The organism is Methylocystis sp. (genome assembly GCF_050246715.1).
GTDB lineage: Bacteria > Pseudomonadota > Alphaproteobacteria > Rhizobiales > Beijerinckiaceae > Methylocystis.
Map to the genome: position 1 here is coordinate 12653 of NZ_JBFWVN010000033.1, position 24909 is coordinate 37561.

A 24909-nucleotide genomic window follows, 5' to 3' on the forward strand; every position below is an offset into this window, starting at 1 on the left:
GCCTATTGGATGGCGAGAGTCGTCGTCAGCGGAAAGCCGCGCTGGACCGTCGCGCTCATCTGATAAAGCGAGAGTGTCAGTTCGCTCTGCGGCGCGCCAAAATCGGCGAGTTCGTCAGCGGCGGGATAAAGAAGCGACGGCATGGCGGCGGTCAGCGTCCGCTTTCCGCTTGCTGGCAGCGCGATGTCGGCTCCGTAGGATTCGCTTTCTTCGCCGAGCGGAATGTCAAACGCCTCCCAGGCATCGGAGTCGAGTCTTCCGCGCCGCGTGAAGTCGATGACCACGCCAGCCGGCGTGCGCCTCGCGCGCGCTTTAGTCGGCGGGTAGGGACGCAAAGCTTTGTTGGTGGCGGCGACCGTCGGCTGAACGAAGATCGGCTCGGCATAATCGCGGTCGACGGGACCAATGCGATAGGCGATCTGCGCGCCGATCTCGGAGACTTTGCGCGCCAGTGGCGCGATTGCGTCATTGAGCAGCACGACGGTCGAACCGGCCGGCGCATCGCGCGTCGCGAGATGTTCTTCGCCGCCGAGGCCGCGAATGAGCCGCGACAAGCGATAGGTCTTGTCGCCGACGAGTTCGGCCTGCGCGAAAGCGAAGATCTCCCAGTCTTCGCCGACGCGGATCGCCATCGCCGTGCGTCCGGCGAGCGCCGCGAGATCTGCGACGGAAGAGAGTTCTCCGGCACCGATTTTGACGGTGACGGCGGCGCCCTTGTCGAAACGTCCGACAGGACCGGCCTTCAAGACATCGAGCGTCTCTCCGATGATTGCGCGCTTGTCGATTGTCGCGACCTGATCGTAGCCGCCGTCGAAGCTAGATGCGCTTCTCCAAATTGCAAGCGGGCCCGGCCACGGATCGGCGAAGGCCGCCACATAGGAGAGCGCCTCCTCTTTGCGCGCGAGCGCCAGATCGAGAATCTCCACCCGCGCGGGGCCGACGATCTTTGGCGAAACGACATTGGCGCGTCGAAGCAGCGGGGCGGCCGCATAGTAAACGGAAGCATCCGCCGCACGGGCGCTGATCCGCCGCGCGGCGCCGTCGGCGATGCGCTGGATTTGAAACAGCCGGTTTCCGCCCGCCGCGCCGAGCCCGACGAGATCGCCGGGCTGCAAGGCGATGAGGCCCTGCCGTACCGTAAATTCCGCGGTCTCGCGTCCGATCCACAAATCCTGGAGCCAGCTTTCGGCAAGCGCCTGCGCATTGGCGCGGTGCGTCATCACCGCCGCCTGCGCATCGCTTTGTCGCGCCGACATCTGAAAATCGTTTTCGGAATCGGAAAAGGAGAGCGCAATCTCGTGGGGCAACTCGCTTTCCTGCGCGCGAGTCAGCGTGACAAGCGACGCGGTTTTCCCGACGACGAGATCGTCTTCGCCAATTTCGTAGACTGGCTGTCCGCGCCGCTCGACGAAGCGCAATGCGCCGCCGTTCGCCACCGCTTCAAAGCCAACGAGCGCGGCAAGCGGATCGATCGCCTCGCGCGGCGACATCGGCCGCTCCAGCACATAGCCGTCGACGAAGCCGCCGATGTTCGGACGCTGCGCCGCGCCTTCGGGCGCAGAAATCGCAGCGGCGAGCGTCGGCAGCAGGCGATCGAGCGGCGCGCCTTCGAGGCGCCCGTTGAGCCAATGGCCGGTCTCCCAATTGGCGGAGTCGCTCCATGCGTCGCTCTGCGTCGGAAACGCGGGGAAAGGACGGGCGTCCCAGCACCAGATATGCAGCCGCGAAGGGTCGACCATCGGACCGGCATAGACGCTCGACGTCGGATTGCGCGACGCGGCGCCAGGAGAGGACGGATCGAAATGCGCGATCATCGCCTCGATGAATCGCGCCTGCATGAGATCGTCGCGGCCGTTGCGCGAGAAATAAGGGAGCCCGCCTTCGCTCGATCGCGAGTCCGGGAAAACATTCGGCGCATTGGCGCCGCGGTCGACGGCGGGGCATCCGGTCTCGACGATCCAGATCGGCTTTGATTGCGGCGCCCACGCCGTCGGCGTGCCAAGCTCGGCGCCGCCGACCCGCTCATAATGCGGCTGCGACCACCATGACAGAATGTCCTTTTGACGGAACGCCCAAGGCTTGCCCAGTCCGTCGCTGATCGGCGTGCGGACCTGCATCGCGCGCGCATTGGCGTCGGCGTAATACCAGTCATAGCCTTCGCCCGAGGCGACGCGCGATGTGAGATAAGCGAGATCGCTAATGCTTGCCGCTTCCTCTGCATCGAGATGAGCGTCGCCGTCGCGCCAGTCGGAAAGCGGCCAATAGACGTCGATTCCGACGAAATCCACGCTGCATGACGCCCACAGCGGATCGAGCGGAAAGCGCACTTCGCCGCTTGCAGGAACATGCGCGCCATATTCGGTCCAGTCTGCGGAATAGGAGATTTTGGTTTGCGCGCCGAGGATTGATTTCGCTTCTGCAGCGAGCGCCGTCAGCGCCGCGACGGCGGGGTATTCGCCCGGCGCGGAACGCACGCGGTTCAGGCCGATCAGCTCTGAGCCGATGAGGAAGGCGTCGACGCCGCCAGCCGCGACGCAAAGATTGGCGCAATGCAGAATAAAATTACGATAGCGCGAAAAGAAGGCGTCGAGCTGCGCCGCCGCTGCGGCGCTCGCGTCGGGCGAACCGGGCCGTCCGGGCGCCGGATCGCAAGTGATGCGTCCCCGCCAAGGAAACACCAGCTGTCCGATCGCGCCCGTATAGGGATCGGGCAGCGCATTCCCCGGTGGTACATCCATCATCACGAAAGGATAGAACGTCACCGCAAGACCGCGCGCTTTGAGGTCCGCGATCGCCGCGATAACCGACGCGTCGCTCGGCGTGCCGCCATAGGCGGAGCGTCCGTCGATTTGTGAAACAAGGCGCGCGGTTGAGCGAACCAGTCCGGCGACGGACCAATCTGGCGGCCAGAAGGCGCCAAGAAGAAAGTTGAACTGACCGATGGTTTTGAAGAGCGAGTCAATTCGCGGCGCGATCGTGTAATGTTCGGCGCGAAGATCGTCGCCGAACCAGGCGACGACCAGCGCGACGCTTTCGAGATTGGGACAGAGCGCCTGCAACGCGTCGATCGACGCGGCCCAGTCTGTCGCCGCCGTCAGCTGATGGCGATTTTCCGCGGCGGTGGCGCCAGGCGAATAGAAATTGAGTTTGAGGGATGGATTGTAGCCCGCCTCGGACGTGCCTGGAATGAGGTCGACGGCTCGGATTAACGCGCCGATGCCGTCGACGGGCTTCACCACTTCGAAAGTGAATTGCGGAATGCGATTGCCGAAAGCCGCAAGCGGCAGATCGTCAAAAACGATATAGGCCAGTCCGCGATAGGCCGGCGCGTTTTCCGCTCCTTCCTTTGCCGCGATCAGCGGATCGGGCTCTTGATCTTCGGTTCCCGTATAGATGCGGATCGGCAGCGTCGTCATATCGAGCTCGGAGCCATCGGCCCAGATGCGTCGCACGAAGGCGATCGGCCCTTCGCACAGGCCGATCGCGAAATTCGCGAAGTAGGAATAGGTAAATTGAACCGTCAGCCCGCCGCCGCCTTTGCCCTGCCGCTGCGCTTGGCCAAAGGAGACGTTGACGCGTTCGAGGAAACGCGTCGCCCAGATCATTTGGCCGCCGATACGCGCCCGTCCATAGATGCGCGGCACGCCGGCGCCTTCAGTGGACGTGATTCCGTCCATCGATTTGAGCCGCGGACCGATCGAATAGCGCGGCGAAGCGTGCGGTTGCAGCGCCGAGTCGATGTAGGAGCCGCCCAATCCGCCGAGGAGCCGGCCGATCGTGGAGCCGACAGGTCCGTCGATCGCGCCGCCGGCGACCGAGCCGATGGTCTGCAGAACAAGTGTGGCCATCAGGGTCTCGCACAGAATCCGAACTGTCATTCCCGACAGGCCGAAGGCCTGATCGGGAAACCAGAGCAGCTTCACGAATCTTAGGATATGTTCTGGGTTCCCGATCGCGCGCGTCGCGCGCGCCGGGAACGACAGACGTGCAGCTTCTTCAATCGGCGACGCCTCGAAAGGCGAAGGCGGTGGCGAGCTTCTTGCGCCAATGCGCGCCGATCGCGACCTCGGCGACACAGGCGCCGGCATGCGCATGAATCATATGCTTCGCCGATGTCGCGACGCCGAGATGTTTCGCCGGCAGATGGTCGCGAAAGCGAAACAGGAGAATATCGCCCTCGCGAAAATCGCTTAAGCGGACCAAGTTGAAATGCCGCTTCACGGCGTCAAACAAGGTCTCGGCGCGAGAGGCCTCCGCCCAATCCGGCGTATACGGCGGCGCCGCCTCCGGCTCTTCGCCGATGAGGTCGCGCCAGACGCCGCGCACGAGTCCGAGACAATCGCAGCCGACATGGATGAGCGACGCCTGATGCGCATAGGGCGTGCCGATCCAGCTTCGCGCCGCCGCGACGATATCGGCGCGAGTCATCGGAAAAAACTCCCGCCGTCCATCGCCGGCGCGAGCGAACTCGGATAGGCGATGACCCGATCATTGCCGGGCATATGTGGAAAGCCACGAAAATTGACGATATTGTTGAACTTCAGGAGACACGTCGTCGGCGACTTGTCGCATCCGGCGGTCATTTGAACTTCGTCGCCTGCGACGATGGCGCCTCCGGGCGTTGTCCAGAGAGCGACGGTCGCGCGAAAATCATCCTGACGATGCGACTTGACCGTGAAGCGCGCGTCTTGATTGGCGCCGCTGGCGAAGTTCAAAACGCCGCCCGCGAAAAAGCCGCTGTCGAAATTTTGCGATAGATCGATGTCAATCACGCCGCCAGCGAATGCGGCGACGACGCCCGTCGCGTGAAAGCCGGACGCCATGACGTTGAAGGTACAGCGCACATCGCCGAGATCGGCAGAGCAATTGCGTTGAAAGGCGCGGCCCTGCTGCTGATCGAAGACATGCGCGCTGGACCGCAACTCTGCAGCAAACGCGTTTTCGCCGCGACGCACTTCGCCGATCGTCGCAATGTCCAACAGGGCGCGATCGGCGACATCCGTCCAATCGACGAGCCATGTCTCGACCGAAGCGCCGTCGTAGATTCCGTTCAGAAGATCGGACTCGGTGAGACTGTCGTCGCTCAAGGCGCCGGCGGCTTCGCCGGTTCCCGGCGCAAAGCCAACGTTCGATTCGATCTGCGATGCAGAGAGCCCCGTGTTGGCGCGAAAGGTGACGCCATTGAAGCTCAGATCGCGGTCATGGTCGGTAAAGCTCATCACCGTCGCGTCGTTTCGCGACACGCGCCAGCACTGGCAGAAGGTGGTGGCGCGCCGATCGAGTTTCGCCTGCATCGAAGGAGAGAGCGACAGCATAAGGTCTATTCCTGTCGATTGAACTCCCGCGTCATTGCGAGGCGCGCAGCGAGGAAGCAATCCAGAGCCATGGGCGCGACTCTGGATTGCTTCGCTTCGCGCGCAATGACCGGCAGTCTATGGAACGATTTCAATGATCGGAATATTGGGAATAGCGCCGGCTTCGAACGCCTGCATGTCGATTTCCAAAAAGTCCGTGTCGAAACGCGCCGGCACGTCGAAGTAAAAGCCGGCGGTGACGATCGCGCCTGCCGAAGGAATGGCGCCTGGCGCAAAAGTCACCATTCCCGTCGCGGCGTCGACGCTCACGTCGGGCGTCGATGCCTCGACGCCGCCGACCGCGACGCGCACGCTGCCGGCCGCCGGCTTGATGATGTCGCGCGCATAGGGCGAATACGCGCCCCCATAAGTTTTTATGATCTGAAAGGCGGCGCGCGCGCCGTCTCCCGTTCCTATGATTTGATCCGTCGGGCTCGGCGCGGCGCCGGGCGGACAGGAGGCGCAGTCGGCGCGATCGCGCCAGCGAAAGCCGTAAAGCCTGCCGCGCCGCTCCTCGAAAAATTCGATGATCTGCGCAAGCTGCGCCAGGCTTTTCACGCCATAGCCCGCTTCATAGCGTCGCCGTGAATGGGCCCAGCGGGCGTTGCGCGCTTCGCGATTGGAGCCGAGCGTGACGATTTCGGTGCGCCGCTCAGGTCCGCCGCGCCCGCCCAAGGAGACGTCGAGCGGAAAGCGGACTTCATGAAAATCGCTCATGCCGGCTGCGCCTAATTAGAGATTGCGCTGGCCGCGCGCGACGGCCCGCGCCAGCGCGCCAGTAATCTGCGCTTCGGAGTTGCGAAAGCTTTCGACATCCTGCGCCGTGATGTTGACGGTGACCGAAACCGGACGCGCGCCGGCGTCTTGCGTAACGACGCCGAGTCTGCCGTCCGAGCCGCGGGCGAGCGGCATGACCGCCTCGGCGCCGCGCTCGCCCATCAGCCCGATCGCGCCGCCATTAGCGAAATAGGTCGGGCTCGCGACCACGCCGCCTTGCGCGAGGGGCAAGATGTTTCCAGCGCCGCTGAAGGCGCCGGAGAATATGCCGCTCAACCCGCTGACCAATCCCTGGGCGAGCGCCTTGGTTCCCTCGCGCAGCGCCAGGCGCGCCAAGGATTGCGCGATCGTCGAGAGCACGTCGTTGAAGCTGCGGCCGCTCGCCGACGCGGAGCCGAATCCCAATTGCAGCGTCTTCGTGACATTCGCGGCCGAGACGTTGATCTGATCGAGCAACAGTTTCGTCGTGCGGAGATCCGGCGCAGCGATCGGCGCATTGGCGCCGGGCTCGTTGAACGGGTCCGGGAAGGGGTCGAAACTCGTCGTCATGTCGATCCTGCGGAGTCTGGAAAACGGCGCATCAATTCGTCAAGCGCGGCGCGCGACGGCGCGCCCGGCGCCTTGCCGTAAACGCCCTCGGCCGCGTAAAAGAGTTCGCGCGGCGTCATCGACCAGAAGTCGCGCGGCGCAAGCCGCAGGACGCCCAGCCCGAAGGCCATGGCGCGGGCGAAGGGAAAGGGCGCGCCATGAGAGGGGTCGCGCGCCGTTCCTTCCGCCTGCCTCAGGCGTCCTGCGGCGTCGGAGGGTTTGCGGGCGCGTCGTGCGTCGGCGCATCGCCGAAGGTCGCGGCGAGGAGGTCGGCCGCAATGCGCACATAGCCTGCAAGACCCTCCGAAGCTTTCATTCTGGCGACGTCGTCGTCGCTGATCTCGTACCCGGCGCCGCGTAGGCCGCAACCGATGATGCGTAAGATATCGCGCGCGGACAGCCGTCGCTCTTCGAAACGACTCGCAAGCGCAACGAGGTCGCTTGCGCCAAAGCCGCTCTCGAGTTCGGCAAGCGCGCCGAGCGTCAGGCACAGCGTGTAGGTCTTCCCATCAAGCGTCGCGTCGATTTCGCCGCGTTTTGCATTCGCCATTTCGTCCTCATAGAAAAAGGGCAGGGCCATCCGGCATTGTCATTCCCGGCAGGCCGAAGGCCTGACCGGGAATCCAGAGTCGCAACAAGCATGTTTGATTTTGCCCCTGGATTCCCGAGCGCGCTTCGCGCGTCGGGAATGACATTTGCGATGCGCGGAATTCACAGCGCCGCGAAGGCGAACTCTCCCGCCGATTCAAGCGAAATGTCGAAGGTGACTTCTGTGGCATATTCGCCGCGGTAGTCGAGATTGGCGATCTGGAAGAGGCCGGAGAGAACGCCGAAATCGGGAATGACGATCTGCCATTCGCGCAGCAGCCCGTCGAAAAAAGTCTGGCGCAACAGCGCGTCCGACGTTTGGTCCTTGAAGACGCCGGTTCCCGAAACGCTGGCGCGCTTCACGCCGGCGCCGTCGAGCAATTCGCGCCAGCGCCCGCTCGACTCCGCGTCCGTCACATCGACGGAGTCGGCGTTGAGCGCGAGGCGGCGCGTGCGTAGTCCGCCGATCGTGACGAAGCTTGCGCCGTCGCTGATTTTGAGCAGCAGATCCTTGCCTTTCTGGGCGGCCATCATTGAACCCCGTTAAAGATATTCGGTCGTCGCGCGAAAGCGCAGATTGACCGTGGCGAAGCGGCCGTTCTGGCCGCGGCGCGTCTCCATGGATTGGAAGCGCAAATCGATCAGCCGATGATCCTGCAGAGCAAGCGGCGCTTCATTGAGAAGGGTGGCGATTCGCTGCGCGAGTTCGAGCGCTTCGCTCAATCCGCGCATCGTCGAGGTGACGCCGATGGTGAAGAATTGCTCGGCGCCGGGCGAGAGATCGGCCGACCAGTCGCGCAATTGTGCGTCGGCGAAGAGCGCATAGGGCGGCTCGACGCCACGCGGCGCCTCATCATAGAGCTTGTTGCTTAGCAAGGCGGAGAAGCCCGAATCTGCGAGCAGATAGGTCCGGACCGCCTTACGCAGCGCGACGACCGGTGAAGCGCTCATGTCGAGTCCCTTAAGAAATCTCTTCGCATTGGCAGATCAGAAAGCGTCGGCGCTCGTCGGGATCGACAATGGACTGAATGCGAAGCTTGCGGCCGCGAAAGACGAAGCGCATGTCTTTTGCGACTTTGTCGCGCCAACGGATCGTCACGACATGGCTCGTCGCCTGCTCCGTGCGCTGCTCGACGAAATCCTCGCGGGCGCCTCCCGGCGCAACCCGCGCCCAAAGATCGGCGAGTGGCGCAAAGCTGCGCAAGAAGCCGCCGGCGCCGTCGGGCGCGTCGATCGGCGCCTCCAGCGTCACCCGATGGCGCAAGACGCCGATCCGCGGGAAGACGCTCACAGCAGCCGCTCGCGACGAAAGGGCTTGGCGAGCTGCGCGACCGCATTCGGCAAGACGTCGTCGCCGTCATCGCCGCGATGTTCGCGCCAATGCGCGACGAGGACGAGGATCGCGTGACGCAGCGGCTGCGGAACGTTGCTCGCAAGCGCGCCATAACCGACATCGAAGTCGATTTCGATTCCATCCGTCTTGCTTCCCGGCGCCGGCGGCGCTGACGAGAATACGATGCGGCCGCCATCGCTCGACGCCGCCGCGCGATAGCTCGCTGCATCAAGCGTCTGTGCGGCATCATTTGCATCGAAAACGCGGATCGCCGTCGCCGCCTCGAAAGGCGCGAAGGGGATGTAGAGCGCCGCGCGCGAAGCGACCTCATCCGGCCAGCAGTCGAAAACGAGTCGCCAGCTTTGCGTGATGAAGAATCGCCGCGTATAGGCTTCGAGCGTCATCCGCGCGGCGACGATGAGCGCCTGGATGAGTTCGTCCTCGTCGGCGCCGTCTTCGCGCAGCCATGATTTGGCGTCGGCGAGCGAGACGGGCTCGATCGCCGGCGCGCCGATCAGCATCGGTCGCATCGGGCGTCCTGCATTGTGAAGAGAGAAAGGCCGCGACGTTCGCCGCGGCCGTCGACAGATCGCCGCCGCCTTACGACGCGGCGAATTTCAACAGCTTGATCGCCTCGAAATTCTGCACGCCGCCGCCGACCCGCTTCGTCGTATAGAACAGCACATAGGGCTTGGCGGAATAAGGATCGCGCAGCACGCGAATGCCGACGCGGTCCACCACCACATAGCCGCGCTCGAAATCGCCGAAGGCGATAGAGAGCGAATTCGCGGCAGGATCGGGCATGTCCTCGGCCTCGACGACCGGGAAATTCATCAGCGAGGCGGCGCCGTCGGCGGTCGCGGGCGGCGCCCAGATATAGTCGCCGGTCGTCGTCTTGAACTGGCGCACCAGCGATTGCGCGCGCCGCCCCATCACGAATTTGGCGTTCTGGCGAAAGCCGGCCCGCAGCGCATAGACGAGATTGATGAGCGCGTCGGAGGGGTTCGACGCGGCGAAGGCGCCGGCGGCGCCGGTCGCCATAGCCGATGTTGCCCCAGCTCCAGCTCGCGTCATCGACCGTCGTATAGGAGAGAAACCCCTTGGGCTTGTTGACGCCGTCGCCATTGACGAAGGCCGCGCCTTCCTGTTCGGCGAAGGCGGTCTGCACTTCCTCGGCGATCCATTGTTCGATGTCGACGACGGAGTCATCGAGCAGCGCCTGAGTCGCCGCCGGCATGGCGTAAAGCTCCATCGCGGGGAAGGTCATGTCGGCAAGCTGCTGATTATTGGTCTGCGGGCGTGGATCGGCTTCAGCGACCCATCCGGCCGCGGGTCCGGTCGTCGAGAAGGCGCGGCGCAGCGAGGCGCCGGAGATTTCTCGCACGCCGGAAATGGCGCGGATCGGCGACAGCTTCGCCAGTCTGCGCAGCACTTCGCGTTCGGTGGGCAGCGGCACGAGATAGCCGCCGTCGGGACCGGAGCCGCGCGACAGCGCCTTGGCTTCGAGCGCCTTGAGGCCGCTCGCTTCGCCCGAGCGCATGTAATGATTGAAGGCGCTTTTGTGCTCGCGGCCGCTCACGTCGTCGACGGGTTTGCCGCCGATGCGCGGGCGCGACATGTCGAGCGCCAGGCGATCGAGCCGGCTCTTGGTGTCGTCGAGCGCCTGGTCGATGCGCGCGAGTTTCTCCTCGGTCACGACATCGGCGCCGAGACGGCTTTCGAGCTGCGTCAGACGCTCGTCATTGGTTTCCTTGAAGGCGCCGAAGGCGCGATTGAGATCGGCGAGAATGTCGTCGCCGGCGGATTTCGTTTCGATTGCTGACATAGGTAGAGCCTCATGCTTGGCGCCGGCGCGAAAAAAGATCCCGCGCGACTTTTGTCGCCGGGAAGAAGTCGCACGCCGGGAAAATCCGTCTTGGAAAGAGTCGATTGCGCCCGACGGTGAGAGCGCGGATCGATGCGCTCGTTCAGGCGTTTTCGGATACGCGCCGCAACGCCCGCGCGAAATCAAGCGCGGCGCGCTGCGCTCTTAAGCGTGCTAGCTTCGCGCCAAGCGCCTCGATGCGCTCGGCGCCGCCGCTTTGCTTCACCTTCCCGATGCGCGCCTGCGGCAGCATCGGAAAAGTGACGATGGAAATCTCCCACAGATCGATCTCGTGAAGTCGCCGCACGCCGCTCGATTTTTCGGTGGTGGCGCGCTGCGTGCGAAAGCCGATGGAGAGGCCGTCGATCGCCCCCTTGCGCATCAGCGACAGCGCCTCGCGCGCCCGCGCCACCGAGAGATCGAGACGGCCTTCGACTTTGAGGCCACGTGAATCTTCGGCGATCGAGGTCCACATCCCGATCGGTTCGGCGGCCTGATGCTGCCACAGCATTTTCACGCCCTGCGCGCCGCGCTTGATCAGCGAACGCGCAAAGGCGCCGGCCATCACCATGTCGCCGCCCGAGTCGACGACGCCGAAGAGGCTGGCGTAGCCGGAGAAGGCGCCGGCCTCGTTCGCCTGCAGCAGCGGCTGTTCGGCGCGCTTTGTTTCGGGCGCGCCCTTTATACGCATTGCCGCCATCAGCTCTTCTCCGCCTCGGCGTTGATCGGCGCCTGGCTCGCCGCGGGGGCTTCGGCGCACAGTTGCGCCAGCAATTCGACGAAGGTTTTGAAGACGGCCGAGTGGTCTTCGCGCCGGCGCGCGTTGCGCGCGCGCTGACGTCCGACGAAATGCGTCAGAAAATTTTTCCTATTCATCAATCGCTCCTGCAGCGTCGGTTGAAGCGCGCGAGTTCGCGCACGAAGGCGTCGAGGCGGCGCGTCGCCTCGCTCAATTCGCGCAAGGCGAAATAGGCTTGCGCGGTGGCGGCGCAGGCCCAGAGAAACAGCGCGAGATGCGCGAGATCGCCGCGCTCCAAGATGGCGTCGAGAATGGCGAACATGAACGATCGCTTCTTTCGAGCGAAGCGCTTGTTGCGACGCGCTTCCATTCGCTTGCGCGTTCGCTCGCCAAGGCTTCGAGACGGTCGGCGTTATAGTCGAGGCGAAAAACGCCGAAGCCCGGCTGCAGCCAGGCCCGAAAGCTCTTCTGCACGCGCGCGACGAGCGGCAGCACGGTCTGGCGCCAGAAGGCGCGATTGGCGGCGTGATCTCGCGCGCCGCTCTTCAAAAGCGGGAAGCTTAGATCGAACTTTTCTTCTTGCCGGAGATGATATCCATCAGATCGGCTTTCGAGACTCTTTGTCCGCGATCGGTGATGTGAATATATTTGTCGGGAATATCGTCGAGGATCGCCTTGTCGACTTCCAGACCGTTGCTGGCCAAAAGGTGAGCGAGAACATATTTTGCGTCGAGGGCGAGAGCGCGAAAGCTATCCCATTCGTCGGCCAGCGGCGCGTTCTTGAGTTCCTCGATCGCTTCCATATCGCGGCCCAACCTGCGCAGATTCTCCGCGATATGCTTCGATACCGTCGCCCGGCATCGACAATCGGATTGGATGCCGCGCAGCGTGTCGATGGCTTCCTCATGCCGGCCTTCGGCGGAAAGCGCGCTCGCGCGCCAGCGCCCGATCTTGCTTCGCTCGTCGGGATCGCGGCCAGGCGAGGCGCTGTCGAGCAGGCCATGCAAAGCCTTCCAGTCCCGCTGGCGAAAGAGTTCGATGCAATGATCGTCGATGTTCATCATAACACCCGTTCAAACTGCATTTCCGCCACACGCCGCGCTATGTACTGAGACGCTTGCTTAACCCATCATAGAAATTGCCGCCGCATCTTAGTCGCCTCAGAAGTCATCTCGCTTGCAGGCATCCGCAGCCCGGACTTTTCCCGGGAATCATCGCCAGCAAATCGGCCTTCGTGATCCTCTTGCCGCGCGATGTTATGTGTATGTAGTTCTCCGGGATTTCGTCGAGAAGCGACGGTTCAACGTCGAGTCCATTCGTCGCCAAGAGATGCGCAAGAAGATATTTGGCGTCCACGACGAGCGCCCGATAACGCTCCATTTCCTCATCCATCGGCGCTTTGCTTAATTCGTCGATCGCCTCCAAATCCCTTCCGAGCCGTCGCAGATTTTCTGCGATATCCGCGTGAACCATTGTTTTGCATGAAAAGTCATCTCGATTTGCAGTCAGGACGTCGATTGCCTCTAGACAGCGGTCTTCCGCCTCCAGCGCCGTCGCGCGCCAATAGGCGACGCAGCAGCGCTCCTCTGCGTCATAAGGCGCCGCGGCATCGAGAGCGCTATGCAAGGCGGGCCAGTCGCGCTTGCGATAGAGCTTCGAAAATTCATCGCGCAATGCCATGGTCGCCTCAATGGGCCGGCGGGAAGCTCAGATCGAACTTTTCTTCTTGCCGGAGATCAGATCCACCAAATCGGATTTCGAGATTCTGTGTCCGCGATCGGTGATGTGTATATAGCCATCGGGAATATCGTCGAGGATCGCCTTGTACACTTCCAGACCGTTGCTCGCCAAGAGGTGAGCGAGCACATATTTCGCATCAAGGACGAGCGCGCGAAAGCAATCCCATTCTTCGGCAAGAGGCGCGTTCTTCAATTCCTCGATTGCTTCCATATCGCGGCCCAGGCGGCGCAGATTCTCCGCGATATTCTTGGAAACTCTCGTCCGGCATCGACAATCGGATCCGATCGCGCGTAGCGCATCTATGGCCTCGTCATGCCGGCCTTCGGCCGATAGCGCGTTCGCGCGCCAGAAACCGATTTGCCTGCGTTCGTCTGAATCGCGGCCTGGGGAAGCGTTGTCGAGCGCGCCGTGCAAGGCCTTCCAGTCGCGCTGGCGATAGAGATCGCTGCAATGATTGTCGATGTTCATTATAATACCCCGTTCAAACTGCATTTCCGCCACACGCCGCGCTGACGAAGCCCCGCGCACAACTTCCGACATCATTGTAGCCGCCCGTCAAGCCCAATGGCGGGTTGGGCAAGTCGAAAAGGCTTTCACAATATCTTATCGCCCAAGCCCATTCTTCGGCGCAGCGTTCGTCCAAGGCTAACTGATCATGCCGTTCAATGCCAAGACGCTCGTTGTTGTCAAAGGCGGCGCCGTCCCGCTTCATCTTTCCGCCACAGCCGCACGGAGTCCGCGCCGGGCCATAGCCGAGCGCCTCGCGCTGTTCGTCTAGCGTGAGGAAAGCCGCTTTGCCGACGCGCTCCCATTCGCTTGCGCGTTCGCTGGCCAATGCTTCAAGACGGTCGGCGTTATAGTCGAGGCGAAAGGGTCCGAAGCCCGGCTGCAGCCAGGCCTGAAAGCTCTTCTGCACGCGCGCGACGAGCGGCAGCACGGTCTGGCGCCAGAAGGCGCGATTGGCTTCAGTGTAATTGCTGAAGGTGTTGTCGCCGGGAAGACCCAAGAGCAGCGGCGGCACGCCGAAGGCGAGCGCGATCTCGCGCGCCGCGCCAGCTTTCGACTCGGTAAAATCCATGTCCTTTGGCGACAGCGACAGCGCCTTCCAGTCGAGCCCGCCTTCGAGCAGCAGCGGCCGCCCGGCGTTGGTCGCGCCGGAGAAATTCTCCTCCAGCTCTTCCTTCAGGCGCGAGAATTGCTCGTCAGTGAGATGCGCGCCTTCCGGCCCCGCATAGACGAGGGCGCCGGAAGGGCGCGCGGAATTGTCCAAGAGCGCCTTGTTCCAGAAGCTCGCGGCGTTATGCGTGTCGAGCGCCACTTGCGCGGCGGCGAGCGGCGGAAAGCCGTAATAATCGTGGAGCGGGTTGAAGAATTTGATGTGCAGGATCGGCTCGATCCCTTCGCCGCGCATTTCGTAGCGCGCTTCCTGTCCCAGCGCGCGATAGATGAAGGCCGCCGGCCAGCCATTGCGTCCCGCCTCGACGCTCATGCGGTCGGGCCGCAGCGCGTAAAGCTCGCGCAGCGTGTCGTCGATGACGACGGATTCGACATAGGCGTTTCCGTAAAGCAGCAGATTGGCGCAGATCGCCTCAATGAAGGAGGCGCTGGTGTCGAGCGGATTGGGGCGCTCGATGAGCGAGATCAGCGGATGGTCGACCGCCTCGTCGCGGCCCTCATAGGCGAGCCACGGAACAGACGCGGCGGCTTCCGCCACCATGCGCACGCAGCGATGGCAGACGGCGTTGCGCTCATAGCCTTCGCGGGTCAGCACCGTCGAATTGCGGGCGCTCCAATGCGGCTGTCCGAGCGCATGCATGGCGAGGAGCTTCGCCGCGCGCGAATATTTGGTTTCGCGCGCCGGCGCGACCGCGCCGATGAGTCGCGAGAGCAGTGAGGGCATGAAGGGTCCTTGAGAAATACGCATGGTTGCGCGTCTTCCCTCTCCCGAACTGAAGTCGGCTGTTGCCGACTTCAGCGTCAATGACGCAAACCGGGAACACCCGGTTCGCGTTGGGAGAGGGTGGCCCCACGAAGCGGGGTCGGGTGAGGGCCCTCATCCGTCACGCCTTCGGCGCGACACCTTCTCCCGCAAGCGGGAGAAGGGAGCCCGCGATGTTTCGCTACACTCTTCGCATGCGCGGCTCGGGCGCTTTCGGCGTCAGGGCGAGCGCGGTGATCGCCCAGACGAGCGCGTCGAGCCGGTCGGGGCTGCGCCCGGACGAAAGACCGTCGGCGCCGAAATCGCACATTTCGTCTTCGAGCGCCGGAAAGGCGCCGACATGTTTCACGCGTCCCTGTTCGTAAAGCTGCGCGGCCGGGGCGGCGCGCAGATATTTGCCGCGCGTCGCCCGCGTCATCGTGACGGGGACGGAAGGATCGGCTTCGTTCAATACGGCCCGCACCATTTCGCCGCCCTGATTGACTTCGGCGACAAGCGCGTCGGCCGAAAGCTTGTGATAGAGCGCGATCGCCGCGCGCGCCCATTGCGCCGGCCGCGCCGCCGACAAAGTCGCGTCGGCGAGAACGTAAAGCGCGCCCGCTTCTTCGATCCCCGCTGCGACGAGGCCGCAATTGTCGGCGCGCTTGCTGGAACTCGCCGGCGGATCGACCGCGACGACGATGCGCTTTAACGGCGGCGCCTCTTGCACGCGGGCGCGCTCCAGCATGTCGCGGGTCCACAGCGCGTCCTTGCGCTCGTCGAGCATTTCGCCATCGAGCTCCTGGCGCCCCAATCGCGTGCCGGCATATTGCGCGACGACGCTTTCGAGAAAGGAGGGCGCGAGATTGGCGGCGTTCTCGCGCGTCAAGGCGCGGGTCACGACGCTTGTCGGATGGGCGGTCAGCTCTTTTAAGAGCGGCAGCGGGCGCGGCGTCGTCGTGACGAGCTGGCGCGGCCAGTCGCCGAGACGCAGGCCGAATTGCAGCATGTCCCATGTCTCCCTGGCGTAGCGCCATTTGGCGAGTTCGTCGCACCAGGCGGCGTGAAACTGAGGGCCCCTCAGGCTCTCCGGATCTTCGGCCGAGAACGCCTGCGCCACGGCGCCGGAGTCCCAGACGAGCCGCCGGCGCGTCGTTTCCCAGCGCGGCCGATCGCGCCGTCCATGCACGGCGAGAAGTCCTGAGACGCCTTCGACCATCACTTCGCGCACGTCGGCCGCGGTCTCGCCGACCAGCGCGATGCGGCCGAGCGGCGCGAGCGAAAATTGCGCATGGCCGAGCGCCAGCGCCTTCACCCATTCGGCGCCGGCGCGCGTCTTGCCGGCGCCGCGTCCGCCGAGAATGAGCCAGGTTCGCCAGGGCGCGTTATTGGCGGCGAGCGGCGGCGGCCATTGATCGCGGCGCGCGACGAATTCCCAATCGTCGAGCAGCCGCGCCAGTTCTCTTGCGCTCAGACCGTCGAGCGCGTCATTCAGTCGACCCTGCGCCGCGCAGTCGTTCAAGCCGTCGAGCAAGCTCCGCGCGGAGTTCGGCCAATTCGCGTGGCGGCGCGTCGCCGTCTCGCTCGCTTGCGGCTTCTTTGTCGTCATCTTCTGCGTCGTTCTCGCGATCCTCGTTCTCGCGGCGCATGCGCTTTAATTCGGCGAGCGTCTTGACGAGGCTTGCAAGCGTGCGGGCGCTCGCCTCGATGGACTTTGGCGCAGGTTTGGCGAGCGCCGCTTCGGCGCGGGCGAATTCCTGTTCGACCGCGTCTTCGAGCCGGGCGATGAGCCTATTCGCGTCGCTCGGCTTTTTCGCCGGCGGCGCGTCGTCCGCCGTTTTCTTGCGCGGAGCGCAGGCGGAAGCGCGCAGCGGCCAGCCGCTGATTTCGCGAAAGCGGCGGAACTGTCCGACGCTCATGCCGAGCAGGTCGAGAATTTCGCCGATCGGCGTAACGCCCGAGTCGTAGAGAAGCTTCGCCTGCGCGATCTTTTCATCGCTGGGCGGGACGGATTTGGCCGCCATCAGCCAGACTCCGGAAAGGGGTTGGCGACTTATGAGCTTGCGCTGCTGAAGCAAGGGGGCTCTGTCATTCCCGACAGGCCGCAGGCCTGATCGGGAATCCAGAATCGCAACAAGCGTGTTTGATTTTGCCCTGGATTCCCGATCGCGCTTCGCGCGTCGGGAATGACAATTGTGAAGCCTTCAGTCTTGTGGCGCCTGTCATGCGGTTCTTTCTGCGACGCTCCAAAAAAATCCCCTCGGCCGCAAGACGCGCGAGCGCGTCTCGAAGCGCGAGGGGATGGGCGCGGGGGGAGGGGAGGAGAGGACGCCGCGCCGTTAAAACTCGTTCGCGTCGCTCAAGCGCAATTTTGGAGCATGGCGTGTTTCTATAGGACCATCGTGGCGATTGTGTAGTTGACGAACCACAGGCGATGATGTAGCTTAAGAGTCAAGGAGCTAGATCAATGTCCGTTCTGTCGAAGCCTTACTTCCACGACGAAGCCGCAGCTTTCGCCCATCTGGAGGGCATTCTGTGGCCGGAAGGCCCGGTCTGCCCGCATTGCGGCTCCGTCTCTGGCAAGCATTACGACCTGCGCAAAACGCGGCTTGGCCTTCGCAAATGCTCGGATTGTAGAAAACAATTCACGGTGAAGGTCGGCACGGTTTTCGAGTCTGCGCATCTGCCGCTCTCGAAAATGTTGCAGGCGGTCTATCTAATGACGGCGAGTAAGAAGGGCATTTCCGCTCATCAGCTTCATCGCGTCTTGGAGGTTCAATACAAGACGGCGTGGTTTCTGGCGCATCGCATTCGCGAGGCCATGCGCGACGGCTCGCTTGCGCCTATGGGCGGCGCCGGCGGCGTTGTGGAAGCCGACGAAACCTATTTCGGCAAGACTGAGGTTCAGCCGACCCTTACCAAGGAAGGCAAGCCCTATAAGTCTCGCCGTCGCAAGTTCGGCCCAGCCGGCAAGCGCGCCGTCATCGCTCTCGTCGAGCGCGGCGGTTCCGTTCGCACGTTCCATGCCGAGAAGGCCAACAAGGTCACGGTCGCCTCTATCGTGTCGGAAAACATCGATCGCGAAACGTCGCTCTACACGGACGAAAGCGCCCTATACCCGGAAGTCGGCAAGCAGTTCGCCGATCACGCCTCAGTGCGCCACAGCGCCGACGAATATGTTCGCGGTGACGTGCATGCGAACACAGTCGAGGGCTATTTCTCGATCTTCAAACGCGGCATGAAAGGCGTCTACCAGCATTGCTCAGAGAAGCATCTGCATCGCTACCTTGCGGAATTTGATTTTCGCTACAATCACCGCTCGGCGCTTGGCTGTGAGGATCAAGAGCGTAGCGCACGCGCTTTGAAGGGCATTTCTGGTAAACGCTTGAAGTATCAGGGACCTAGTGAGCCGATGCAGTGATTCGAGCGGACTCGGATTCGCAAAAAAGTCAAGCGTCAATCTTGAAAATTCCGAGGATTAGTGCTACACACACGATGTGACCCTTGCTTCGCGAATGGGCCCCTGGGCCTCTCCGAAAGGATAGCGAAGATTGCGGGTCATTTTTTTTTAATAGTAATGGGTTGTTCCGAATCGCCACAGGTCAAACTCAGAGATGATTTTTGATGCGATCAATTCATACGATCGATGGTCGTTAGTTTCCCATTTTCTCTGTATGGCCCATGCGCAATAATCCGCAGCCCAAAGTAGAGGGTCTTTAGCAGAGTCAATAAATGAGACTTCCCATCTTTCTCTTGGGGTTGTCTGCTGAAGGGTATTGTTGACGCCCTGCTTAAAGGCTGCTTTTGTTTTCTTTTGCCCAAGCGCGGCTGCTGTTACGAGTAGTTTCTTATTATCATTCAACAAGCGTGTCCCTACATGCTTAAAATGATAATACCATGCATATTGGTAGAATAGTGCATCCGTCGTTCTGGTTTGAGGCTAAGCTTTTGATTTTTCTAGTATTGTCGCGTCAACGCGGAACGTGTGTCTTTGCAGGCATGAAAAAACTTTATCGCGGGTCGCTTGGGCGTCTGATGTCGCGTGCAACTTATCTCTCTCCGAGTCCCCGTTGATAACGAGCCGGCGTCGGATATCCAAGAGATCGTTCGATAGCGAACAATCCTCAGTGGTTAATGTGCATAGTAGGAAATATTTGCTTGCCCCCGTCTTGCGTTTGAATGTGAAGTCGCCAGCTTCATCGGCGAAGACAAACTTATGTGTCATGGGGTGATTCGTGCCGCGCCAAAAATCGAAGCTTACAAAATCTGTCCAGAAAGATCGATTCATAGAGGCAGCTAAGGCTATCGGCTGCGACGAATCCGAAGCGCATTTTGATGCTGCGCTAAAGAAGGTAGCGCGGCATAAGCCGCTCAAGGATAGCGAGGCTGGCGCGCCTAAGAGCGACGCCAAACCACGCAAAGAAGGCCACTGATCCTCGCCAGCGATTTTTTTATGGAGCCCACATGACAGAAGATGAACTTAAGGTAGAAGCTCTCAGATTAGCTATATCGTCATTCGACAAGGGTACTGGCGTGGAATTTATCGTCGCCGCTGCGAAAGAGTTTCATGATTTCCTTTTAAGTGACCGGCCGGATTTCGGACGGCAAGAAGACATTCGGCATACAGGTCAAGAACAGCGGCGCGATCACGGTTGTTCTCTCCATCGTTGATGAACGTAAACAACTTGAATGCTACGTGTTCCGGAGAATTCTCTCCGAGATGAATTACAGCATTGTCTGCCATGCGAATCTCCTTGGTTGCGCAATGACTGAGCGCAACCTATCCGATTCTCATGGTTCGTCAACTACACAATCGCCACCATCGTCCCGCTGTCAAGGAATAAATTCCAGACGCGGAAAATTATCTCTCACCACCGCGCCTTCTTCGGCCAGCGCTTCGGCCACAGCCTGATAAAATCCGGCAGATCGTCGGTATCGACCTCGTCCTCGCCCGCCTCGATCCGCCCCCGCGCCGAGACGCCGGCGCGATGGACGCTCTCGGAATCGCCGGAAATCAGCGGATGCCAGGGCGGCAGCGGCTTGCCCTTAAAGCGCAGGAGATAGGCGCAGGTCGGCGGCAGCCAGCGAATATTCTCGAGTTTATCCAAAGTTAGCCGCACGCAGTCGGGCACGTAGCGGCGCCGGCGCGGATAATCGCCGCAGCGGCAGGTCCCCTGGTCGAGCAATTTGCAGGCGACGCTCGTATGATAAATCGCGCCGGTGTCGTCGTCTTCGAGCTTGACGAGGCAGCAGCGGCCACAGCCATCGCAGAGCTTTTCCCACTCGGCGCGGGTCAATTCCGCAAGCGGCTTCTCCCAGAACGGCGTCTCGGCCGGCGCGATCGATAGGGCATTTTCGCCTTTTTTTAACGCCATCCTTCTCTTTCGGCTTGCGCTTTTCGCGACGGAAACCATAACGCAATGTGGGCTGCGCGGACTGTCGTCAAGATGGTTGAAAAAGTGTTAAAGTCCACAAAGCGCCGGTAAGTATTATCGGCGCGAGGGAGCATTTGAGCAGTGTTGAAGCGTTTCCAGGCTTCCAACTTCGCCAAACGGGTCAGGCGCATCCTGCTCGCGATCGATGCGCTGATCGATTCAGCCATGTTCCAGAGCGGGCGGCGCGCCCGCGAACTCTATGAAGATTTCTCGACCTTCATGGAGCGCTTTCACGTCTCCGGCGTTGCGCGGGTCGGGGTGGAGCTGTGCTGCGAGGCGCTGACTCTCGGGCTCGGCGCCGGAATCGTCGCGATGGCGCTGGCTTCCTCGGCCTTTCAGATGACGAGCGACGAGAATTGGCTCAAGCAGACCGATCTCGCCGTTACCTTCCTCGACCGCTATGGAGCCGACGTTGGCCAGCGCGGCATCAAGCATGACGACGCCGTGCCGCTCGAACAATATCCCGATCATTTGATCAAGGCCGTGCTGGCGACGGAAGACCGTCGCTTTTACGAGCATTTCGGCATTGACGTGATCGGCACGCTGCGGGCGCTGACGGTCAATGCGCGTTCGTCCGGCGTGGTGCAGGGCGGCTCCTCGATCACCCAGCAGCTCGCCAAGAATCTTTTCCTATCCAATGAACGCACCATCACCCGCAAGATTAACGAGGCCTTTTTGGCGCTGTGGCTCGAGCATCATCTGACCAAGCGCGAAATCCTCAAACTCTATCTCGACCGCGTCTATATGGGCGGCGGCGCCTTCGGCATTCAGGCGGCCGCCGAATTCTATTTCGGCAAGTCGGTCAAGGACGTGACGCTCGCCGAGGCGGCGATGCTCGCCGGCCTCTTCAAGGCGCCGACGAAATATGCGCCGCACGTCAATCTGCCGGCGGCCCGCGCCCGCGCTAATGACGTGCTGAGGAATCTCGTCGACTCGGGCTTCATGACCGATACCCAGATTATCGCCGCCTTGCGCAATCCCGCGACGCCGATCGACCGCGCCCGGGAGACGAGCCCCGACTGGTATCTCGACTACGCCTACAGCGAAATCCGCAAATTCGCGCAGGAAGGCAAGCTCGGCGACAATCGCGTGCTCAGCGTGCGCACCGCGCTCGACTCGAACATTCAGAGGCGCGCCGAAGAGGTTATCGAGACCAATCTGCGCGAGCAGGGCCGCAGCTTCCGCGCCAAGCAGAGCGCCGCGGTGGTGATGGAGCCGGACGGCGCCGTGCGCGCCGTCGTCGGCGGGCGAGACTATGGCGCGAGCCAATTCAATCGCGCGACCGACGCCGCGCGCCAGCCCGGCTCGTCCTTCAAGCCTTATGTCTATCTGACCGCGCTGATGACCGGCAAATTCAAGCCGACGACGATCGTCACCGACCGGCCGACCTGCATTGGCAACTACTGCGTGCACAATTACAGCGGCGGCTATGCCGGCTCCATGCCGCTCGCCAATGCGCTGGCGCGGTCCTTGAACACCATCGCCATCCAGCTGTCGCAGGCGATCGGCAATGGCGATTCGCGGATCGGCCGCGCCAAGATCATCGACACCTGCCGGCGTCTTGGCATCAGCACGCCGCTCGAAGACACGCCGTCGCTGCCGGTCGGCCAGAGCGACGTCATTCCGCTCGAACATTCTGCGGCCTACGGCGCCTTCGTCAACGGCGGCAAGAAAGTCACGCCTTACGCCGCGGTGGAAATCCGCAATCGCCAGGGCGATCTGCTCTATCGCCACGACCGTGACGCGCCGCCGCAAAAGCAGGCGGTGCCCTTCGACAAGGTGGTTGAACTTGCCGGCATGATGAAGAAGGTCGTCGAGGAAGGCACCGGCCGACGCGCCCAACTCGGCCAGGGGATCGACGTCATCGGCAAGACCGGCACCACCAACGGCTATCGAGACGCCTGGTTCTGCGGCTATTCCGGCACCATGGGCGGCTGCGTCTGGTACGGCAATGACGACAATGCGCCGATGAACAACATGACCGGCGGCTCCCTGCCGGCCGGCACTTGGCACGACATCATGGCCTATGCGCATCAGGGCGCGACCTTGAAGCCGATCGTCGGATTGAGGCCTGACCCCAAGGGCGCGACGGCCGTCGCCAACGCCAATGTGGTGAAGCCGCTCGAACTCGGCGCGCCGCAGCGCCCCGCGACCTTGTCGAAGGGCGCGATCCAGGCGCTCGAATCAATTCAGATGAAGATCAAGGCGATCGGCGGCGACAAGCATAGCGCGCTTGAGGCGCCCGACGCGGCGCCGCTGGAAGCGCGGCGCGCCGGCCAGGCGGCCGACGGCGGCGTCATAAGATAGCGGCGGGAGCGCGTCCTTGGACCTCAAGCCTTATGCGAATTATCTGCGCGCCGGCTCGGCGATGATCGCCGGCCTCGGCATCGGCCTGCTGGCGACCGTGCTGTCGCTCAATGCCGGCTATGGTTTCGATTCCCTGCGCGCCGGCCCGTGGACGTCATGGCCGCATATCGGCGGCGCCGACATCGACCCTTACGCGCGGGCGGTGATCTCGCGCTCCGGCGAAGCGCCGCTCGGCCGCGATCAGGGATTGGCCTTCATCGCGCGGACGGACTCCGATGGCGCGCCGCTCGACGGCGCATGCGAATATCGCATCGTCGATCCCTTGCCGGCGGCGCGCTACTGGACGATGACGCTCGCCAGTCCCGACGGAAGGCTCGTCGCCAATCCGACCGACCGCTATGGCTATTCCTCGGTCGACATTCTGCGCAAGGAGGGCGGCGCTTTCGACATCGACATCGCCCGCGAAGCGCGGCCCGGCAATTGGCTGTCGCCCGGACAGGCGGAGGGCTTCGTCGTCATGCTGCGGCTCTATGATACGCCGCTCGACATCGACTCAAATCCCGATCCCAATTCCTTTCCAAAAATCGTGAAACTCGGATGCGCTTGAATATCACCGATCGCTTTCTCGACCTTCTGCCCTGGCTGCTCGCCACGCTGCTCGTCGCCGGCATCGTTCATATCGTTTCGGTGCTGCTGATGCCGACGCTCGCGCCGCGCGACGCCTTGGGGCGGCTCGCCGCCTATGTGAAAAGCGCCGCGCCGGCGGAAGGCTTGGTGCTGCTGCCGCAGATGGCGCCCGGCGACGAGACGCTGCCCTTCGAGGACCCGGCCTTCGCCGAGGCGGTCTGCGTTTACGATCTCGGCAAGGGTCCGCTGCGGGTCAAGACCAATGTCGACGGCGAGGATTTTCTCGGCCTCTCGTTTCACGCCAACGCCGGCCGCATCTATCATTCGATGACCGACCGCTCGGCGATCAAGGGCAAGATCGACATCGTCGTCGGCGACGCCCGCCAGATCGACGCCTTAACCAGCGCCGACGAAGGCGACGCCCCGCCGCCGTCGGAAGTGCGGCTGACGGCGCCGACAAAGCGCGGCTTCGTGCTGATCCGCTCCTTGGCGAAACGCCCCTCCGATCAGGAGCGCGCGCGCGACCGGCTGAGCACGATCAGCTGCCAGAATTTCGATCTGCCGCAGGGGTAGATTTCCCCGAACTCATTTCCAGAACGCTGTCGTTCCTGAAAGGCTAAAGGCCCGATCGGGAACCAGAGCAAGCCGGCGAGTTAGAGGACGCCTTGAGCCTCTTGCAAAGTGTTCTATGTGTGTTCTAATCCAGCTCGCCCTTCGTGAGTAACAGAACTCACAGAGCGTGCTACGCATAATCGAAACGAGACAGCGATTCGCGCTGCCAATGCATTACGGAGGCTCCCTATGATGAAACTGAAGGTCGAAAAAGTTGGCGATGGCCTTCATCATAGCGAAGTTGTCGTGAGCGTGCATACAGACCAAGGCGAAGAGGGCCTCGTGATCGACAAGCGCTCATTGCACGAGGGGTTTGTCAGCGTTGGCTATCCTATTAGGAGTGACGGCGACTCGTTTCTCATAGAGCTGCCTCGAGAAACCTACGCGGGTAACTGGCGAGTTTGGGTTGATCGCAGCCAATTAGAAGCTGTTTGAGAGAGACGATTTGCTTGATCCTAACAGATAGAGAGATTCGCACGGCGCTGAGAAAAGGCGTGATCGTTATCGATCCGCTTCCATCGGAGAATGCATACAGTTCGACAAGCGTCGACCTTACGCTCGATCACGAGTTGACACTGTTCAACGAGCAAGTCGATGGAAGCGGGCTCGAACAGATTATCGACCCTTCAAAGCGTAGAATCGATGCAGAGCGAGCTATTGAAGCGATATCTACAAAGGTAGCAATATCTGACGACGGCTATGTATTGCATCGAAACATTCTCATACTTGCTTATACCGCAGAGTATGTTGATCTACGAATTGACACAAAATATGCTGCTCGTGTTGAAGGAAAAAGCTCCTTGGCGAGGTACGGACTTTCCGTTCACATAACTGCACCGACAATTCATGCTGGGTTTGACGGCCGCATCAGGCTTGAGATGGTCAATCACGGTCCTCTACCGAGTCGCCCGTGAAGAACGCGATTTAAGCGGCGATTAGTCGGCGATTTGAGGCGTTGGCGTCGTCGAGGACGCTCAGGAACAAGGCCCACAGAAGCGCCAGCCATGCGAGCAGGCGGCGGAAGTTG

28 protein-coding genes and 2 pseudogenes are annotated in these 24909 nt (G+C 62.2%); 7 read left to right on the forward strand and 23 right to left on the reverse strand.

The features are described from left to right. Positions 1 to 2: 2 nt before the first annotated feature. From AB7I51_RS11410 to AB7I51_RS11510, 21 genes and pseudogenes are all read right to left on the reverse strand, one after another. A complete protein-coding gene (locus AB7I51_RS11410; RefSeq protein WP_428404216.1) occupies positions 3 to 3848 on the reverse strand; it encodes a baseplate multidomain protein megatron in 3846 nt (1281 codons plus the stop codon). A 148-nt stretch (positions 3849 to 3996) separates the two neighbouring features. Next, the gene (locus AB7I51_RS11415) at positions 3997 to 4428 is read right to left on the reverse strand and encodes an NlpC/P60 family protein (RefSeq protein WP_428404217.1); all 432 of its coding nucleotides are present in this window, start codon (positions 4426 to 4428) and stop codon (positions 3997 to 3999) included. Next, positions 4425 to 5315: a DUF2163 domain-containing protein gene (locus tag AB7I51_RS11420; protein ID WP_428404218.1), complete on the reverse strand. Its 891-nt coding sequence runs from the start codon at positions 5313 to 5315 to the stop codon at positions 4425 to 4427. The genes AB7I51_RS11415 and AB7I51_RS11420 overlap by 4 nt, the downstream gene beginning before the upstream one ends. 117 nt (positions 5316 to 5432) lie before the next feature. Beyond that, the gene (locus tag AB7I51_RS11425) at positions 5433 to 6071 is read right to left on the reverse strand and encodes a phage distal tail protein, Rcc01695 family (RefSeq protein ID WP_428404219.1); all 639 of its coding nucleotides are present in this window, start codon (positions 6069 to 6071) and stop codon (positions 5433 to 5435) included. A gap of 15 nt (positions 6072 to 6086) precedes the next feature. Beyond that, positions 6087 to 6680 carry a phage tail tape measure protein gene (locus AB7I51_RS11430; protein ID WP_428404220.1) on the reverse strand — a complete coding sequence of 198 codons (594 nt, stop codon included), beginning with the start codon at positions 6678 to 6680 and terminating at the stop codon, positions 6087 to 6089. Continuing rightward, positions 6677 to 6916 (reverse strand): rcc01693 family protein, encoded by a 240-nt coding sequence (locus AB7I51_RS11435; protein ID WP_428404241.1) that lies wholly within the window; start codon positions 6914 to 6916, stop codon positions 6677 to 6679. The genes AB7I51_RS11430 and AB7I51_RS11435 overlap by 4 nt, the downstream gene beginning before the upstream one ends. Beyond that, complete coding sequence (locus AB7I51_RS11440; protein ID WP_428404242.1) at positions 6913 to 7269, reverse strand: gene transfer agent family protein; 357 nt, start codon at positions 7267 to 7269, stop codon at positions 6913 to 6915. The genes AB7I51_RS11435 and AB7I51_RS11440 overlap by 4 nt, the downstream gene beginning before the upstream one ends. Before the next feature lie 161 nt (positions 7270 to 7430). Then, positions 7431 to 7838 carry a phage major tail protein, TP901-1 family gene (locus tag AB7I51_RS11445; RefSeq protein WP_428404243.1) on the reverse strand — a complete coding sequence of 136 codons (408 nt, stop codon included), beginning with the start codon at positions 7836 to 7838 and terminating at the stop codon, positions 7431 to 7433. A gap of 12 nt (positions 7839 to 7850) precedes the next feature. Next, positions 7851 to 8258: a DUF3168 domain-containing protein gene (locus AB7I51_RS11450; protein WP_428404221.1), complete on the reverse strand. Its 408-nt coding sequence runs from the start codon at positions 8256 to 8258 to the stop codon at positions 7851 to 7853. A 10-nt stretch (positions 8259 to 8268) separates the two neighbouring features. Next, complete coding sequence (locus tag AB7I51_RS11455) at positions 8269 to 8598, reverse strand: phage head closure protein (protein WP_428404222.1); 330 nt, start codon at positions 8596 to 8598, stop codon at positions 8269 to 8271. Further along, positions 8595 to 9170, reverse strand: coding sequence for a head-tail connector protein (locus tag AB7I51_RS11460; protein WP_428404223.1), 576 nt, complete (start codon positions 9168 to 9170; stop codon positions 8595 to 8597). The genes AB7I51_RS11455 and AB7I51_RS11460 overlap by 4 nt, the downstream gene beginning before the upstream one ends. A 70-nt stretch (positions 9171 to 9240) precedes the next feature. Further along, positions 9241 to 10465: pseudogene (locus tag AB7I51_RS11465) on the reverse strand (phage major capsid protein). Positions 10466 to 10607: 142 nt separating this feature from the next. After that, positions 10608 to 11204 (reverse strand): HK97 family phage prohead protease, encoded by a 597-nt coding sequence (locus tag AB7I51_RS11470; RefSeq protein WP_428404224.1) that lies wholly within the window; start codon positions 11202 to 11204, stop codon positions 10608 to 10610. Next, on the reverse strand, positions 11204 to 11380 hold the full coding sequence (locus tag AB7I51_RS11475) for a histidine kinase (RefSeq protein WP_428404225.1): 177 nt from the start codon (positions 11378 to 11380) through the stop codon (positions 11204 to 11206). Before AB7I51_RS11475 ends, AB7I51_RS11470 begins: the two co-directional genes overlap by 1 nt. Beyond that, on the reverse strand, positions 11380 to 11565 hold the full coding sequence (locus AB7I51_RS11480) for a hypothetical protein (protein ID WP_428404244.1): 186 nt from the start codon (positions 11563 to 11565) through the stop codon (positions 11380 to 11382). Before AB7I51_RS11480 ends, AB7I51_RS11475 begins: the two co-directional genes overlap by 1 nt. Before the next feature lie 238 nt (positions 11566 to 11803). Next, entirely contained in the window at positions 11804 to 12307 is a 504-nt protein-coding gene (locus tag AB7I51_RS11485) for a hypothetical protein (protein ID WP_428404226.1), read from the reverse strand. A gap of 103 nt (positions 12308 to 12410) precedes the next feature. Then, entirely contained in the window at positions 12411 to 12923 is a 513-nt protein-coding gene (locus AB7I51_RS11490) for a hypothetical protein (protein ID WP_428404227.1), read from the reverse strand. A gap of 27 nt (positions 12924 to 12950) precedes the next feature. After that, a complete protein-coding gene (locus AB7I51_RS11495) occupies positions 12951 to 13397 on the reverse strand; it encodes a hypothetical protein (protein WP_428406241.1) in 447 nt (148 codons plus the stop codon). Between the two features lie 328 nt (positions 13398 to 13725). After that, positions 13726 to 14883, reverse strand: a pseudogene (locus tag AB7I51_RS11500) (phage portal protein); the annotation flags it as partial. A gap of 220 nt (positions 14884 to 15103) precedes the next feature. After that, positions 15104 to 16423 (reverse strand): DNA-packaging protein, encoded by a 1320-nt coding sequence (locus AB7I51_RS11505; protein WP_428404229.1) that lies wholly within the window; start codon positions 16421 to 16423, stop codon positions 15104 to 15106. Then, positions 16389 to 16925 carry a hypothetical protein gene (locus AB7I51_RS11510; RefSeq protein WP_428404230.1) on the reverse strand — a complete coding sequence of 179 codons (537 nt, stop codon included), beginning with the start codon at positions 16923 to 16925 and terminating at the stop codon, positions 16389 to 16391. The genes AB7I51_RS11505 and AB7I51_RS11510 overlap by 35 nt, the downstream gene beginning before the upstream one ends. A 443-nt stretch (positions 16926 to 17368) precedes the next feature. Between AB7I51_RS11510 and AB7I51_RS11515 the strand changes: the two genes are divergently transcribed. Further along, the gene (locus AB7I51_RS11515) at positions 17369 to 18322 is read left to right on the forward strand and encodes an IS1595 family transposase (RefSeq protein ID WP_428404231.1); all 954 of its coding nucleotides are present in this window, start codon (positions 17369 to 17371) and stop codon (positions 18320 to 18322) included. Between the two features lie 147 nt (positions 18323 to 18469). Here AB7I51_RS11515 and AB7I51_RS11520 read toward each other — a convergent pair whose 3' ends face one another. Continuing rightward, complete coding sequence (locus AB7I51_RS11520) at positions 18470 to 18763, reverse strand: hypothetical protein (RefSeq protein ID WP_428404232.1); 294 nt, start codon at positions 18761 to 18763, stop codon at positions 18470 to 18472. A gap of 602 nt (positions 18764 to 19365) precedes the next feature. Here AB7I51_RS11520 and AB7I51_RS11525 point away from each other — a divergent pair. Continuing rightward, the gene (locus tag AB7I51_RS11525; RefSeq protein WP_428404233.1) at positions 19366 to 19572 is read left to right on the forward strand and encodes a hypothetical protein; all 207 of its coding nucleotides are present in this window, start codon (positions 19366 to 19368) and stop codon (positions 19570 to 19572) included. A gap of 197 nt (positions 19573 to 19769) precedes the next feature. Here the strand turns inward: AB7I51_RS11525 and AB7I51_RS11530 are convergent, their stop codons facing one another. Further along, entirely contained in the window at positions 19770 to 20276 is a 507-nt protein-coding gene (locus AB7I51_RS11530; RefSeq protein ID WP_428404234.1) for a YcgN family cysteine cluster protein, read from the reverse strand. A 141-nt stretch (positions 20277 to 20417) separates the two neighbouring features. Here AB7I51_RS11530 and AB7I51_RS11535 point away from each other — a divergent pair, with 141 nt between their 5' ends. The 5 genes from AB7I51_RS11535 (at position 20418) to dcd (ending at position 24796) form a co-directional block, all read left to right on the forward strand. Continuing rightward, positions 20418 to 22643: a transglycosylase domain-containing protein gene (locus AB7I51_RS11535; protein ID WP_428404235.1), complete on the forward strand. Its 2226-nt coding sequence runs from the start codon at positions 20418 to 20420 to the stop codon at positions 22641 to 22643. 16 nt (positions 22644 to 22659) lie between these two features. Next, on the forward strand, positions 22660 to 23250 hold the full coding sequence (locus AB7I51_RS11540) for a DUF1214 domain-containing protein (protein ID WP_428404236.1): 591 nt from the start codon (positions 22660 to 22662) through the stop codon (positions 23248 to 23250). Further along, positions 23241 to 23843: a DUF1254 domain-containing protein gene (locus AB7I51_RS11545; protein ID WP_428404237.1), complete on the forward strand. Its 603-nt coding sequence runs from the start codon at positions 23241 to 23243 to the stop codon at positions 23841 to 23843. The genes AB7I51_RS11540 and AB7I51_RS11545 overlap by 10 nt, the downstream gene beginning before the upstream one ends. A 228-nt stretch (positions 23844 to 24071) precedes the next feature. Then, on the forward strand, positions 24072 to 24317 hold the full coding sequence (locus AB7I51_RS11550; protein WP_428404238.1) for a hypothetical protein: 246 nt from the start codon (positions 24072 to 24074) through the stop codon (positions 24315 to 24317). A 14-nt stretch (positions 24318 to 24331) separates the two neighbouring features. Continuing rightward, the gene (gene dcd / locus AB7I51_RS11555) at positions 24332 to 24796 is read left to right on the forward strand and encodes a dCTP deaminase (protein ID WP_428404239.1); all 465 of its coding nucleotides are present in this window, start codon (positions 24332 to 24334) and stop codon (positions 24794 to 24796) included. Positions 24797 to 24909 lie beyond the last annotated feature (113 nt).